This window comes from Geobacillus sp. Sah69, from assembly GCF_001414205.1.
GTDB lineage: Bacteria > Bacillota > Bacilli > Bacillales > Anoxybacillaceae > Geobacillus > Geobacillus stearothermophilus.
The window spans coordinates 1-14702 of record NZ_LLKS01000072.1 but is presented as its reverse complement, the minus strand read 5'-3'; the positions used below and the strand labels follow the sequence as shown (position 1 = coordinate 14702).

The window sequence follows — 14702 nt, the reverse complement described above, 5'->3', positions numbered from 1 at the left end:
CCTACATGTAGAATGGACGAATTTCGTTACCAATGGGTGTTAGTGGATTTACTTAAGTGATAAGTGATAAATAATGACTAGGGGTTTTCTTGCACTTTTTCAACTAGACAGGGGGAGCAACAGATGCCAGATGTGACTATATCGATTTGGACTGCTGCAGTCGGCTTTTTTCTCGGTTTCTTGGCATACTTTTTTAAAAAATGGTGTCCTTCTTTATATGTACATATCCTCACTGCGATACTCGGAATCGGATGGATCGTCTATGTGTTCTTAGATCAAGGGTTTATAAAAACGGTGCCCATTTTTTTTATATTTGGATTTAGCTTTTTTAGCTCTCCGGTACCGGAAAGAAGCAAAACCCAATTGAAAGAGATCATCGATCAACTAAAAGAACAAGGTGCGAGAGAAATAGTCTTGTCTAAAAATAAAGAGCGCCTATTAGCGGATTTGTTATTTTCCGGATTTTTCATCGTCATTGCTGTTCTTTATTTCCTTTTCGGGCCGAATTCCGCGATTACGTTCATCCTTTTATATAGCTTCATCTCTCTTTTTGTTGGGCTGACAAAAAGAGTGGGACTGCTTCGCTCTCTCCGCCTTTTTTACGCAGAACACGAAGAAGCATTATATGCTGTATCTTTGTTTGAAACCAAAAAATATCCATTGAAGGAACTTTCAGAAGTAAGCGTTCAGACAAGGCCGGATGTGTTGCAACTATTCCAGCTTTTTTCTTTGTTCTCTCCTAATATCGACTATACGACCAGCATGGGGAAAACGTGGAAGTTATCTTTTTCCGGTGAAAAAGTTTATCTCACCCCTGATCCATTAGAATCGATGGATTTTCTCCTTAAAGGAGAAATACATAAAATGGAAGAGTTCGAAGTAAAGCCTTTTTATCATCCGAAAAATTGGAAACGACTTTTAGGAAAATGGTATTTTGCAGCAACGGTGAAAGGGGTGGGAGCTTATGCAGCCCTTCTCACACTGTTTACTTTGCTGGGGATCGGGCCGATCGCAACAACCGCTGTTATTATACTATTTTGGATATTCAATCTATGGATTTCGGATCGCGTATTGAAAATCGCTTTAGATATGAGGAAAATAGACGATCCCGATTTGCTGCCCATCATCGAGAAAGTCTTTTCACGTGCCGGCCTTTCTCATGTTGATATTTATGTTACGGAATCGGCCGAATATAACGGTTTTGCGATAGGTGCGAATATTGGTCGATCATTGGTAGCGTTAACTTCAGAAACGCTGAAACTTCCCCATGAAGCCATTGAAGGCATTTTGGCTCATGAGGCGATTCATGTGAAAAAGCGAGATGTCTTGATAGGACAGTTATTGCGATTTGCGTTGATCGGGTTAGTTTTTGCTGGTGTTTTCCTTATCCATGAAGCCTTTCCAAATTGGCTAGAACATAATCAAATCTTTGTTTTTCTCGGCCTATGGCTCTTGATTTTTCTGCTTCCTGCTTTCCAATCTCTATTCACACAGTGGATGGAAGTCCGGGCAGATCATTTAGGAGCAACGCTGTTGGACGGTGGGAATGCTCAAATGGCTAACAGTTTGACGATCCTGTGTGAATATCAAGATCGAGCATTGGAAAAGTCTGTAGGATACCACATTGATTTTAAAAACGAGCAAGAAGCAAATAAAAAGGACAAAAAAATCTCTTCCTTAGAAAGAGATTCTTGGTTTTTTAGATTTTTGGAATTCCAGTTTATGCCCCATCCGCCCATGTATTGGCGTGTTCATGCGCTTCAAACAACAGAAACCGAATGGAGCATCAGGAAAATCAAATTATGGTGGTGCAGCCGCTTCCGAGAGTCGTTGCCCAATTGAAACCGTAGGTGAGCAAACTTGCTCATCTCCATGGACAACTGAGATCCCTTCGTGAGACTTCGCTGTTGTACATATGAGGCACGAACGGTCCTTGTGGCTCGTAGTAGGCACGCCTATTCTAGCCAAGGAATTCGGTCCTTGTGACAACAGCAAACGAAGCCCTTCCTTCAACATCATTCCGAGCGGCGTTATGATCCGGGTCATGGTGCGCCCTGCATTGCGGGCGCACCCACTCTCGGACATGCAGCGGCTGCGCGTCGTCATGCCAGCTCTCGCAATATGAGCAGACTCGATACAAAGTGTTGACGACACGGATCAACGTACAGCCGTCTCATTTCGCTTTATACTCCAGCATCATGAGCAAGCGCTCCACACGAAAATGAAAATCGCCTCTTTCCAGCCGCTTCGGCTGAAAAGAGGCGCTGTTTCTTACGATTGGCTGCTGTCTCTCGCTTTTAAGGTGACGGATACGGTCGTCTCAAACCCATCGCGATAGATCGTCAGTTTGATGCGATCGCCCACCGCTGTTTTCGTATACAAATATTTGCGCAACGCGCTGACGCTGTCGATTTTCTCCCCGTTGATCGCCGTGATGACGTCTTTCGATTTCAATCCGGCCTCGGCGGCTGGGGAGAACGGTTCGACGGACGTGACGGCCGCCCCGCTTGTGATGTTCGACGGCAATTTCAATTCATTCGTGCGGACGTCATCGGACAAATCCGCCACATCGACAAGCTGGACGCCAAGGTACGGGCGTTTGATTTTCCCATCTTTCATCAGCTGTTCGACGATCGGTTTGACATTTTCGCTCGGGATCGCAAAGCCGAGCCCTTCGACGCCCGTTTCGGCGATTTTCATGCTGTTGATGCCGATCACTTGCCCCGCGCTGTTGATGAGCGCCCCACCGCTGTTGCCCGGGTTGATCGCGGCGTCCGTTTGGATGACGTCGATTTCCCAATCGCCCGCTGAGGTCGAAACAGGCATCGTCCGCTTGCCGCTGACGATCCCTTCCGTCACCGTCCGCGACAAATCAAGGCCGAGCGGGTTGCCGATTGCCGCGACAGGCTCGCCGATTTTCACCTTCGACGAGTCGCCGAAGCTCGCCACTTTCGTCACCCCTTCAGCAGGGATTTTCAAGACGGCGAGGTCGGTGAGTGCATCCGCGCCGACGATGTCGGCTTTCACTTTTTTGCCGTTCGGAAGCGCCACTTCGACTTTGTTTGCCCCTTCAACGACATGGTTGTTCGTCACAATGTAGGCCGCATTGCCGTCTTTTTTAAAGATGACGCCCGACCCCGTCCCCGCTTCCGTATCTTGCGCTTGTTCAGAGAAAAAGTCCACTTGCTTCTGAATGTTGACGACGCCGACGACCGCATCGGCCACTTTATTAATGGCAGCGATCATGTTCGTGTTGACGTTCGCCGTCGGCTGCAGCGGCAGCGCCTCGCTTTTTGCGGTCGTTTCCGCTGTTTCCGTTTGGGAATTCGTTTCTTCATGCATCCATTTCGGCGCCACATACCACGTCGCCGCGCTCCCAATCACCGCCCCTGCGACGGAAGCGGCGAGCCACGATACGAAGCGGCCGCGGCGTTTCGGTTCTGGCGTTGGGGTTGGTTCAAATGGCATCATGTCCATTTGTCCTCTCCTCCTTCATGATCCATGATGGAATATGCAGCATCTTCGAGCGAATGGCCGCCAAGCAGTGAAATGGCGGGCGACATACGACGATGCCACCGACATCGATCGGCCTTGCATAAAGAGAAGACCAGCGTCGCTGTTTCTTTCGGTTGTTCTGATGCATCGTTTCATCCCTTCCTGCGTACGTTATGTCGTCTCCGGCGCTGGCGTCATCCGCTTCTGCTTCCGCCTCCGGCCGGCTGCGAGCGTGCGGATCGACAGGAAAATCCCCGTCGCGGTCAAAATGATCATCGCCACCGCCGCGACATCAACCGCCCAGCGGATGTCAAGCGAACCGATTCTCCCTTCGTGCAGCTGGCGGACGAACATCATGAGCGACGATCCGCCTCCCTCGGCGCGCGGTGCCATCGGGGCCGTAGATGCCCCCGCTCCCGACGTCTGCCCCGCCCCGAACGCGTTCATTCTTTCCTGCGCGGCGCGGTGCATCTCGCCGCGCTCCGCCTGACCGATCAGCCACGGCTCGGATAGAAGGAGCCCCGTCACCGCCTCAACAAGCAAAAAGATCGAACTGATCAGCCCAATCCAAAGATGCAAATTCCTCATTTTCCTCATCGCCGTTTGCCTCCTTTTCCTCTTCGTCCATCATGATAGCCAAGGAAGGTGAAAAAATGGTGAAAATTCTTTTTGAGAGAACAGCCTTCTGCGCGGCGAATGGGCTGCGTTTTCACCGTTTTTTTCACGAACGATTTGATATGATTAAGAAGAGAGACAGAACGGGAGGAATGGCGATGAAAATTTTGCTGGCCGAGGACGATCTTCACCTAGGGGAGCTGATCGTTCACTTATTGAAAAAGAAAGGCATCGACCATATCGATTGGGTGCAGGAAGGAGAAGATGCGTACGACTACGCGCTCGCCGAGTTTTACGATGTCGTCGTGCTCGATTGGATGCTTCCAAACGGCGATGGGGTGGACATTTGTCGACGGTTGAGGCAAAACGGCTACACAGGCGCGATTTTGATGCTGACGGCGAAAGACGCCGTCCACGACCGCGTCACCGGGCTTGAGGCGGGAGCGGACGATTACTTGGTCAAACCGTTTGAAATCGACGAGCTCGTCGCGCGGCTCAAGGCGCTCGCACGGCGGACGTTCGTCCCGCTCCAAGAGGAAAAAGTGGCGTTTCACGGCTTCACCTTAAACCGGACAAGCCATACGCTCCATCGCGGCGATGAAGAGATTTTCCTCACTCCACGCGAGTTTCAGCTTCTCGATTTGCTCGTGCAAAACCAAGGGCAAGTCGTGCCGCGCGAAACGATATTGGACCGCGTTTGGGGGTGGGATGCCGATGTGTCAATGAAAACGATCGACGCGACAATCAAGCTATTGCGCAAAAAGTTGAAAGACGATGTCATCCAAACCGTTCGAGGAGTGGGGTATAAAATTGAAAAATAACTGGAGGGAATGGCGCGGCTGGCTGCGCCGCCTAGGAAGCGCCGACTTGTTCCGCCGCGCCCATTGGCGGCTGACAGCGCTCTACAGCGGCATTTTCACGTTGTTTCTCGCCTTGTTTGTCATGATCGCCGCGGCCTTGTTTTACTGGATCGCCACTTCTGACCAAGAGCGGCGCATCAGCCGCCTCGCCGAGCAAGAGGCGAATACGATCGAGCAGTTTTTACTGAAGCAGAGCGATTTTGACTTGTTTCATGACGAAAGCGTCGTCCTGCTTAGTGAAGATCAACTTTTCTTTTACGTAATCGGCCCAAACGGCGATCTGCTTGCTGGGGATGAAATTCATCCGCGCCTGCGCCCGTATTTTTTGAACGTCTTGTCCCGTATGGACACAGGCGAGCGCACCCCTGTATATGTGACCGTGTCGCTGCCCGAGCATATGCCCGGCCTCGCGCGCGAAGCGGCCCGCGACTGGCGTGTGCTCGCCGCCGCCCGTCCGCTCGTCATCCACGGCGATTTCGTGGGCATGCTGTATATCGGCATGGACGTCACGTCGTTTTTCGGCGTGTTCCATTGGCTGCTCATTGTGCTCATCGGCTTATCGGTGCTGTTTCTTGCCGTCGGCGTGGCGCTCAGCTTCTTTATGTCCAAGCGCGCGCTCGCACCGATTGAAGAAGCGTACGAGCGGCAGCGCCAGTTCGTCGCCGACGCCTCTCATGAGCTGCGGACGCCGCTCAGCGTCGTCTTCTCGTCCGTCGAGGCGCTTGCGCTTGAGGAGGATGTGATGAAAAACGACTTTGCCCACCGCCTGCTCGACCGCCTGCGTGACGAATTGAAGCGAATCACGAAACTGATGAACGACTTGTTGACGCTCGCCCGCGCGGATGCGAAACACGCCGCGCTGGAGCTTTCAAAACAAACGTTCGATTTCCGCCCGCACGCCGAGCGCACGTTCCAGCTCATGTCGGAACTGGCGGCGAAAAAACAGATTACAATGCATTTTCACGCTCCCGAGCAAGCGCTCGTCACCGCTGACCCGGACAAATTGACGCAGCTATTGTACATTTTGCTCGACAACGCGATCAAATACACCCCCGAAGGCGGCGAGGTGACGCTGTCGATCCGCACCGAGCCAAAGCACATGTTCCTTTCCGTCAAAGACACCGGCATCGGCATCCCGCCGGAAGACATCGGCCGCATTTTCGACCGCTTTTACCGCGTCGACAAAGCGCGCTCGCGCCAACAAGGCGGCCACGGCCTCGGGCTGTCGATCGCCAAATGGATCGTCGACGCCCACGGCGGCGCGATCCACGTCCATAGTCAAATCGGGGAAGGAACCGAATTTCTTGTTCGTCTTCCTTGCTAAATCCGGGGGACAAAACAGCAAGGCCAAGGCTTCCTTCCCCCAACAGAACGCGCCGTCGAGTGAGAAAAACGAAACATAAATACTTTATTGCTGTTGCGAATCGAACGTATTCATGTTATGATTTAAAACGTAATGACCAAATCGTCCATTTAGTCAAAACAAAGGATGAATGCCCATGTCGGATAAAAAACAACAAATTATTGATGCCGCCACCAAATCATTTTCGCTGTTCGGCTACAAAGCAACGACAATGGATCAAGTAGCGAAGATGGCTAATGTCGGGAAAGGAACGATTTATACATTTTTCAAAAGCAAAGAAGAGCTGCTTGATCATATCGTTTCCTCTGTTATATCCGAAATTAAGCATGAAGCGGATGCGGCTATGGATGATCGTTTGCCGTTCAGCGAAAACGTCCAACGCGCCTTGCAACGTATTTTTACGTTCCGCCAGGAACATGAATTAACCATCAAACTTTTGCAGGAAGTTCGCGATATTGGCACCGCAGCTGTACGAGAGGTGATGAAACGCCTTGATCGCGAAATGATTGCCTATATTCGCGAAAAAATTGAAGAAGCGATGGCAAAAGGGGAAATTCGCCCTTGCGATCCTGAGTTGACGGCATTTTTCATGTTTAAAATGTACATCGCACTAAGCATTGAATGGGAAAAAGATCACGAACCATTGTCTCAACAAACCATTGCCGAACTGTTTGATCTGTATTTGCTGAAAGGATTGTCTCCATGATAATCCTTCACTTTTTGGGCTAAAAATGACTAAATGGACGAACCAGTCATAATTATAAACAAAGGAGGTTCGGGCATGCACGCATTTCAATTATGGTTGAAAGAATGGAAGGCCATTCTGACCAACCGCAAAGTACTGATTCCTGTCATAGCTGTATTATTCATCCCTCTTCTATACAGCGGCATGTTTCTATGGGCATTTTGGGATCCATACAATCATTTGGATGAACTTCCCGTCGCTGTAGTCAACCAAGACAAAGGGGCAATGCTCGACGGAAAGGAGATTCATCTTGGAAAAGATCTCGTCGAGAAGTTAAAAGAGAAAAAACAGTTTGACTGGCATTTTGTAACCGAACATGAAGGGGAAAAAGGGTTAAAAGAACAAAAATATTATATGCTCATTCAAATCCCTGACGATTTTTCCCGGAATGCGACAACGCTGCAAGACGATCATCCGAAAAAACTGGAGCTCATTTACAAACCGAATGAGGGATTTAACTTTCTATCGGCACAAATCGGTCAAACTGCAGTTGAAAAAATAAAAAACGAAGTAGCGAACGCCATAACAGAAACATATGCCGAAAGCATGTTTGATACGATTCAAACCGTCGCTGACGGATTGACAAAAGCGAGCGACGGAGCCGCACGACTGCATGACGGACTCAGCCAAGCACAAAACGGAACAAACCGACTGTATGATGGCATGAAAAAAGCACAAGACGGAAGTGAAACGTTATATCACCATTTAGCGACACTCGCGGAAAAATCCGTGAGCTTTACTGACGGACTGCACCAAGCTGCCAGTGGCTCATTGCAAGTTCAAACCGGAATCGAAACGCTTTACAACGGGATGAAACAAATGACCGCTGGGCAAGAGAAACTCCTCTCCGGAGCCAAGCAGGCTCAACAAGGAACAGCGAATCTTGCTTCAGGGACAAGACGCGTATATGAGGGAATGCAAGCGCTCGACGCCCGCATTCCGCAGCTTTTGCAGGGTTCGGAACAATTAAGCGGGGGAGCCGAAAAGCTAGCATCGTCGCTTGCGCAATGGCAACAAGGGGCGGCTCGGGTTCAAACAGGGGCGACCCAAGTAACAGGCGGGCTTGAACAGTTAGCGGCGCAGCTTGATGCACTCATTGCTCAAACCCCCGATCCGACACAAAAGGCGGTGTATAAGAAGCTAAAGGAAAATGTTGGGGAATTATCATTCGGAAGCAAACAAGTCGAAAACGGCATTGCACAGTTAAATAGCAGCGCCCAATTGTTGCACTCTGGAGCCTCTTCTTTGCACGAAGGAGCCCGACGGCTGCACGAAGGGCATATCGCTCTCGATCGCGGAGTCGACAAACTGCTTGCCGGTCAACAACAACTTGTCAATGGCGCAGACGCACTGGCGAATGGCCAAGAACAACTCGTCAGCGGCATGAACACAATGTATGAAAAAATGCAAGAAGCTGCACAAGGAGCAAGCCAGCTTGCCCATGGCAGTGGAACACTTTCTTCAGGCCTGCAAACATTGGCTCAAGGAGCAGATCAGCTTCAAAATGGCACGCGTCGGTTGGCAAACGGTTCACAACAAGTAGCGGATGGAACGAAGAAATTAACGAACGGGACAAAACATTTGCAAGATGGTGTCAACCAACTGACAGACGGCTCAAAAGAATTGGCAAATAAGTTGAAAGAAGGAGCCGAACAAGCAAGCGATGTCAAGGCCAATGAGGCTGTCTACGACATGTTTGCCCAACCAGTGAATCTCCACAAGGAAGAAATCAATAAAGTGCCGAACTACGGAACAGGGTTTACGCCGTACTTCTTGTCACTCGGATTGTTTGTGGGTGCGCTGTTGCTTTCCATCGTCTTTCCGCTTCGCGAACCAGCAGGGGTTCCACGTTCGCCATTGCATTGGTTTTTGGCTAAATTCGGCGTCTTGCTCGGCGTTGGGATTTTGCAAGCACTGCTGGCGGATGTCGTGTTGCTGGTTGGACTCGATTTACACGTAAAAAGCGTCCCGCTCTTTATCGTGTTTAGCATTGTCACTAGCATCACATTTTTATCTGTCATTCAATTTCTTGTTACCGTGTTCGGCGATCCAGGAAGATTTATCGCGATTTTCGTGCTGATTTTGCAATTGACAACAAGCGCGGGAACATTCCCGCTCGAACTGATTCCACACTCGTTGCAACACTTTAACGCATGGCTTCCGATGACGTATTCGGTTTTCGGATTGAAAGCGGTCATCTCAAGCGGTGATTTCTCGTTTATGTGGGAAAACATCGGCAAGCTGCTACTATTTGTTGTTTCCATGATGATGGGAACACTCGTTTATTTGACTATCCAACATCGCCGCCAATTTGCAACAGTCATCGAACAAGCTTCTGAAGCGTAATGCTTCAGAAGCTTGTTTTTTTCTATCGACCCTTGCCATCGTTATCATTCTTTCATGATTTCTCTCTGATGCAAGGGACAATGATGGAGAACAGTTTTTCATGTTCTTCCTCACATTTCAACTAATAATTCTTGAACGGTGAGACAGGCGTTATGAGCCGCTTCAGCGTTTTTTCGCAAACGGAACGTCGCCCTGCTTCAGGCGATGCAACAGGTGGAGGGCGTGGAGAATGCCAAATATATCAACGCATTCACAACCGCGTTGATATACTGCATAACCAAGTCTCCGACATCTCGGATTTCGATGGGAAACAGGCGGATGATGAGGACAGACACCGCGATGATGAGGAACGAACCGATCAGAGTACCGCCGAACCGCGCCTGCGGATGCCATCGAATTCTCGCCAGGCCGACGATCAACGAACCGATGGCAACCCCCAAAAACGAGCCGTACGCATAATATCCAACATAAAACGTCGGAAACAAAAAGGAAAACCACAACACCAACAAAGCGCCGCCCACATCAACCCCATACGACCGAACCACGTCTTTCCTTCCTCCCCCGTCATGTCATGCGAACATCACCGTTCATCTCGCAGCTCCCCCTAATGGATGATATGCTCAAAACCCCTTCAAAAAACATTCGCTTTTCACCTAATTTTCTCCTTCCCCTTCTACAATACAAACCGTAAGCCAGTCCACCACACAAAAGGAGGTGACGAGATTGAAGAAAGCTCGGGCAGTTTTTCTGCTCGCCCTTGTTGCCCTTGCAGGGGTCAGCCTGTTTCACATTCTCGCTCCGCATGAAGTGATGGCGCACGGGCGGCCGGGCGCTCCGTTTGACGGCATGCCGGGCGGATTCGGTCATCCCCATCGGGAGTTCATCATGGAGCAGCGTGGAGGCTGGATGATGCCGATGTTGTTCCTAAAGTGGCTCATCCCTCTTTTGCTTGCCGCCGCCGGGGCCGCATGGCTCGCCGCGGCGCGGTCGAAGCGCTGGATCGGCTGGGTGCTCGTCACACTCGGAATTGCGGCGTTGCTGCCGAAATGGGTGTTGCTTTTGCTTGCACTGGCCGCGGTGTACGCCTTGGGACGTCGCCAAGCGCGCAAACCATCTGCTGTTGAGGTGTTGATGCCAGCGGCGCCATCCGTTTCCGCCGATTGGCTTGATGAATGGGAAAAAACGATTCAAAAGGAGGCACAAACAAATGGGCATTTTTCGCCGAATGAAGACGATCGTTCTCGCTGAAGTGAACGAACAAATCGACCGCTGGGAAGACCCTGTCGCCATGACGAAACAATATTTGCGCGAACTTGAAGAACAGCTCGAACGAGGGCGCCAGGCGCTCGCCCAGCAATGGGTCGCCGAGCGGCGCTATGAGACGCTCATCGCCCAAGCGGAGGCGACGATTGAAAAACGGAGCCGCCAAGCGAAACTGGCGCTCGAGCGCAACGAAGAAGCCGTCGCCAAACTCGCCTTGCGAGACAAGCTGTTGTATGAGAAAAAACTGGAGGCGTACAAACAACAATACGACGCCATCAAAGCGAAAACAGCCGAAGTCGCCAACCGTCTAAACCAACTGCGCGAGCGGTACGACGAGCTCGCAGCTAAGCAGCTGGAGCTCGCTACCCGCGTTAACGCCGCGCAAGCGTTGAAGCAAATCGACTCGGCGCTCGCCTCCTTTTCCGCCGACGAGGCGCTGCGCGGCTTTGTCCGCATAGAAGAGCGCGTCATCGCCTTAGAAGCCGAAGCGGCAGCCGCCCGATTCGGAACGAACGCCGTGTTGTCCCCTGTGCCATTTGATGAAGAAGTCGAACGTGAACTGGCGAAATGGAAAGACGCCCAAGCGCATAACGCCTAATTTTCCCCTCCCCCCTTTTGACATAGATCACCCCCTTGCCGAGTTGGCAAGGGGGATTCGTTTGTTTCGCACCCTTGGACAAGCGGCGGCCAAAAGCACATGCAGCCCGCGACAAGCCTGAACGATGCCCGATGCCATGGTCTTGCCCCATTGATAAGCAAAATAGTTTCCTTTGTTTTTCCATCGTGCTAAAATTAATTAGAGAGACGAAAGAATACAGGAGATGACCTGCCTTGAACTGGAAACGAAGCGTCCGCGTTCTTTGGCTGTGCAATTTCATGGTGTCGGCGGGAATGACGATGGTCATTCCGTTTTTGTCACTGCTGTTGTGGGAAATGGGCGTCACCGAGCACCATTCGTTGAGCGTCTGGACCGGTCTTGTCTTTTCGGCGACGTTTTTGTCGGCGGCCATCATGGCGCCGATTTGGGGCATGTTCGCCGACAAGTACGGCCAGCGCGCCAACCTCATCCGCGCGGGGATCGGCATGGGCTTGATCACCGGATGCATGGCGTTCGCCGCCTCACCGATGGCGCTGCTTGCTCTCCGATTTCTTGTCGGCTTTTTCTCTGGATTTATCACTGTCTCGTTTTCATACTTGGCGCGCGTTGTGCCGAGAGACCATAGCGGCGAGGCGCTCGGGACGCTGCAGACGGGAAGCATCGCCGGCAACATCATCGGACCTCTCATCGGCGGCGCCTTATCCGACCTGTTCGGCTTCCGCCCGGTGTTTCTCGTGACCGGGTTTTGCATTTTACTGACGCTCTTACCGGTCATTTTTTGGCTCGAAAAAGATCCCGTCGTGCCGCAGACAAAAGAAAACAAGGCCAGCTTCAAAGAAGTATTCAGACACCGGCCGCTCATCGTCTTATTTATCGCCACGTTTCTCGTGCAAATTGCGGTTCTTGGCGTCAACTCGATGATGACGATTTTTGTCCAGTCGCTCGTCGGCCATTCTCGCAATCTCGCCTTTCTATCCGGCCTCGCCTCGTCGATCACCGGCATCGCGACGATCATCGGCGCACCGTACTTAGGGAAACTCGGCGACCGGATCGGGCAGGAGAAAACATTACCGATACTGCTTGTGCTGTCCGGCTTGTTCGCCTTGCCGCAAGTATGGACGGACCATCTTTATGAATTGTACGTCTGGCGCTTCTTGCAAGGGCTTGTCGTCGGCGGGGTATGGCCTGCCCTTCAAGCGCTGATCAACGCGCAATGCCCGCGCCGCATCCAAGGCCGCGTGTTCGGCGTCACAGCCAGCTCCCGCTTTCTCGGCAACCTCGCTGGTCCGACGGCAGCGGGAGCCATCGCAGGATTCGCATCCATTTCGGCCATTTTCGCCTTGTCAGGGCTGCTCCTCATCGCCACAGGGGCTTGGGTCGGATCCACCACCCACGACCGCGCATGGCGTGAAGACATGAAAGAAAAAATCGCCGCCTGGGCGCACCGCCTTCACATCCGCCACTGACAGCGCGGCCAAGATCATAAATAAACGACCTGAGAGGAATCCCTTTCAGGCCGTTTTCGATCATTCTCCCATCCGTCGAAGCAGCGAATACGGAATCGCCTCCCCCACCCGCCCGTTGCGCCCGGTCGTCGTCTCGGCCATCGTAAGCGAATTCCAAATCGCTTCCTCGGTCGCCTCAATCGCCGCCTGGAACAGCTCATTCATGAGCGGCGCGTCATCACGGACGAGCGGAGGGAACGGTTGAAGAGCAGAATCCGAAAAATGGGGAATGGTATAAGCATTGGAAAACGCAATGACAATGTCGCCGCTCCCGTGATGGACGCAGCTTCCCGTCCGCCCGAGCCCCACCGCCGCCCGCTTCGCCAGCCGCTTTAACTGCCGCGCATCAAGCGGCGCATCGGTCGCGACGATCATCATAATCGAACCAGCCGGCACATCCCGTTCATCAAACGACGGCGGCACATACGGCGTAAACCGCAGCTCTTCACGCCGGCCGAAATTGCTCACGACCAGCGCCCCGACCGTATATCCCCTACTCACGACCCGCGACGAGCTGCCAACGCCCCCTTTCCAGCCGAAGCACATCATACCCGTCCCCGCGCCGATCGCCCCTTCTTCCATCTCCACCCGCGCCGCGGCAATCGCCTCTTTCGCATGCTCCTTCGTCACCGAAAGCGCCCGCGCCGTATTCAAATAGCTGTCATTGCATTCCCCGACGACAATGTTGACCGACCCGGTCGTATCTCCGATCTCCGGCGTCATCGCAAGCATATACTCAAGCGTCCCTTGCCAGACAGCGCCGACACTGAACGTATTGGTCAGCATAATCGGCGACTCGATCAACCCAAGTTCCTCGACCTGCACCAACCCGACCGTTTTCCCAAAACCGTTCAAAACAAAACAAGCCGCGGGCACCTTCTCCAAAAACCAGTTGCCCCCATGCGGCAACACCGCCGTCACCCCAGTGCGGATCACTGTCCGCTCATTCATATCTTCCCGAATCGTCACATGACCGACCCGCACCCCAGGCACATCGGTGACTTGATTGCGCTCCCCTGTCGGAAGCGTGCCGATGGAAAAACCGAGATCGCGAAGCTTGCAGCGCATAACCGTTCCCCTTTCTTTCCTTTGCTTGCCCCCATCGTGAAAAAGCAAAAACAAACGCCCATCCGGAAGCAAACAAATGTTGCTCCTTCTATCCAAGTATAGCGCATCGAACAAAGCTACCGCGAGAAAAACAGAACGAAGAAGAAGTTTTGCACGTGGCGAGGATCAAGGAAAGATGGTGGGTCATCTCCACATTGCCAGCGAAGACAGCACAAGAGGTGAAAAGATCACCAAATTGCGCGGGTGAAAACGCGATTCAGATATGTGTAGAAGACGGGGAGTTGGATAAGTTTTAATCCCTCATAGGTACGATAAAAACCCACACAATGCGCATAAAATCAAGCTTTTCCCCTTTTGTAACTATTCACCCCAGTGCTAGTGTATAAAAAAGCCCAGCACAAATAGGGCATTTCGGTCATAGAAAATGCCCTAGGTAGCGGAAAGAACTCGATCGATCGTTTCGCCTGCCAACAGAAGACATAACGAATCCCACACGTTTTTTTCGTGTTTCGTCAGTGTGGAAACGATGCTTCTTGCGATGCAAAACGACTGCGCGAATGTTTCTTCGCGAAACGTACCCGAAATGTTCTCTTTGACTTTGACCATGCGAAGATCGCGTTCGGCTTGGTTGTTATCAAAGGGAACATGTACTTCACGTAAGAAACGCAGCGCTTCTTCCTTTCGTTTTTGAAGGCGTCGAACAAAAGCGAGTGCTTTTTTCGGAAGAGGCGTCATCGTTTCTAATCGGTGTTGTGCTCTTTCTAGGATGCGATCATACACTCGTTCCCACCGTCTCGCTTCTTCTTCGGCAAGTGCACCGTGATGGGCTTCGACGGCTTGCTTG

At 51.8% G+C, this 14702-nt stretch carries 13 protein-coding genes and 1 pseudogene; 8 read left to right on the top strand and 6 right to left on the bottom strand.

What is annotated here, in order from left to right; all coding sequences use genetic code 11:
• Positions 1-123: 123 nt before the first annotated feature.
• Positions 124-1842 (top strand): M56 family metallopeptidase, encoded by a 1719-nt coding sequence (locus tag AP057_RS15470; protein WP_050368150.1) that lies wholly within the window; start codon positions 124-126, stop codon positions 1840-1842.
• Positions 1843-1960: 118 nt separating this feature from the next.
• On the opposite strand, the gene AP057_RS18200 is transcribed toward AP057_RS15470, so the two are convergent.
• From AP057_RS18200 to AP057_RS15460, 3 genes and pseudogenes are all read right to left on the bottom strand, one after another.
• A complete protein-coding gene (locus AP057_RS18200; RefSeq protein WP_369813969.1) occupies positions 1961-2140 on the bottom strand; it encodes a zinc ribbon domain-containing protein in 180 nt (59 codons plus the stop codon).
• 131 nt (positions 2141-2271) lie between these two features.
• Positions 2272-3477, bottom strand: a complete 1206-nt coding sequence (locus AP057_RS15465) for a S1C family serine protease (protein WP_055359153.1) — start codon at positions 3475-3477, stop codon at positions 2272-2274.
• A gap of 189 nt (positions 3478-3666) precedes the next feature.
• A pseudogene (locus AP057_RS15460) lies at positions 3667-4104 on the bottom strand (PepSY-associated TM helix domain-containing protein); the annotation flags it as partial.
• A 164-nt stretch (positions 4105-4268) separates the two neighbouring features.
• On the opposite strand from AP057_RS15460, the gene AP057_RS15455 reads away from it, so the two are divergent.
• From AP057_RS15455 to AP057_RS15440, 4 genes are all read left to right on the top strand, one after another.
• Positions 4269-4931, top strand: coding sequence for a response regulator transcription factor (locus AP057_RS15455; RefSeq protein WP_033016949.1), 663 nt, complete (start codon positions 4269-4271; stop codon positions 4929-4931).
• Entirely contained in the window at positions 4921-6294 is a 1374-nt protein-coding gene (locus AP057_RS15450; RefSeq protein WP_055359152.1) for a cell wall metabolism sensor histidine kinase WalK, read from the top strand. Before AP057_RS15455 ends, AP057_RS15450 begins: the two co-directional genes overlap by 11 nt.
• A gap of 175 nt (positions 6295-6469) precedes the next feature.
• Positions 6470-7039: a TetR/AcrR family transcriptional regulator gene (locus AP057_RS15445; RefSeq protein ID WP_055359151.1), complete on the top strand. Its 570-nt coding sequence runs from the start codon at positions 6470-6472 to the stop codon at positions 7037-7039.
• Between the two features lie 75 nt (positions 7040-7114).
• Positions 7115-9424, top strand: coding sequence for a YhgE/Pip domain-containing protein (locus AP057_RS15440; protein WP_055359150.1), 2310 nt, complete (start codon positions 7115-7117; stop codon positions 9422-9424).
• Between the two features lie 197 nt (positions 9425-9621).
• Here the strand turns inward: AP057_RS15440 and AP057_RS15435 are convergent, their stop codons facing one another.
• Positions 9622-9969 (bottom strand): hypothetical protein, encoded by a 348-nt coding sequence (locus AP057_RS15435; RefSeq protein WP_049624124.1) that lies wholly within the window; start codon positions 9967-9969, stop codon positions 9622-9624.
• 178 nt (positions 9970-10147) lie between these two features.
• On the opposite strand from AP057_RS15435, the gene AP057_RS15430 reads away from it, so the two are divergent.
• The 3 genes from AP057_RS15430 to AP057_RS15420 all read left to right on the top strand — a co-directional run bounded on the left by AP057_RS15430 (position 10148) and on the right by AP057_RS15420 (position 12751).
• The gene (locus tag AP057_RS15430) at positions 10148-10672 is read left to right on the top strand and encodes a hypothetical protein (RefSeq protein WP_055359149.1); all 525 of its coding nucleotides are present in this window, start codon (positions 10148-10150) and stop codon (positions 10670-10672) included.
• Positions 10632-11285: a PspA/IM30 family protein gene (locus AP057_RS15425; RefSeq protein ID WP_055359148.1), complete on the top strand. Its 654-nt coding sequence runs from the start codon at positions 10632-10634 to the stop codon at positions 11283-11285. Before AP057_RS15430 ends, AP057_RS15425 begins: the two co-directional genes overlap by 41 nt.
• Positions 11286-11518: 233 nt before the next feature.
• Positions 11519-12751 (top strand): MFS transporter, encoded by a 1233-nt coding sequence (locus AP057_RS15420; protein ID WP_055359147.1) that lies wholly within the window; start codon positions 11519-11521, stop codon positions 12749-12751.
• A 60-nt stretch (positions 12752-12811) separates the two neighbouring features.
• Here the strand turns inward: AP057_RS15420 and AP057_RS15415 are convergent, their stop codons facing one another.
• Together AP057_RS15415 and AP057_RS15410 are read right to left on the bottom strand one after the other, a co-directional pair.
• Positions 12812-13858: a P1 family peptidase gene (locus AP057_RS15415; RefSeq protein WP_055359162.1), complete on the bottom strand. Its 1047-nt coding sequence runs from the start codon at positions 13856-13858 to the stop codon at positions 12812-12814.
• Positions 13859-14287: 429 nt separating this feature from the next.
• Positions 14288-14702, bottom strand: a 415-nt coding sequence (locus AP057_RS15410) for a transposase (protein WP_152968904.1), incomplete at its 5' end; no start/stop codon positions are given.

What these genes read in the sequence shown, in the direction of transcription:
- AP057_RS15425 (WP_055359148.1), top strand. Translation starts at nt 10,632, where the DNA reads ATGGGCATTTTTCGCCGAATGAAGACGATCGTTCTCGCTGAAGTGAAC.
- AP057_RS15455 (WP_033016949.1), top strand. Translation starts at nt 4,269, where the DNA reads ATGAAAATTTTGCTGGCCGAGGACGATCTTCACCTAGGGGAGCTGATC.
- AP057_RS15445 (WP_055359151.1), top strand. Translation starts at nt 6,470, where the DNA reads ATGTCGGATAAAAAACAACAAATTATTGATGCCGCCACCAAATCATTT.
- AP057_RS15415 (WP_055359162.1), bottom strand. Translation starts at nt 13,858, where the DNA reads ATGCGCTGCAAGCTTCGCGATCTCGGTTTTTCCATCGGCACGCTTCCG.
- AP057_RS15465 (WP_055359153.1), bottom strand. Translation starts at nt 3,477, where the DNA reads ATGGACATGATGCCATTTGAACCAACCCCAACGCCAGAACCGAAACGC.
- AP057_RS15470 (WP_050368150.1), top strand. Translation starts at nt 124, where the DNA reads ATGCCAGATGTGACTATATCGATTTGGACTGCTGCAGTCGGCTTTTTT.
- AP057_RS15440 (WP_055359150.1), top strand. Translation starts at nt 7,115, where the DNA reads ATGCACGCATTTCAATTATGGTTGAAAGAATGGAAGGCCATTCTGACC.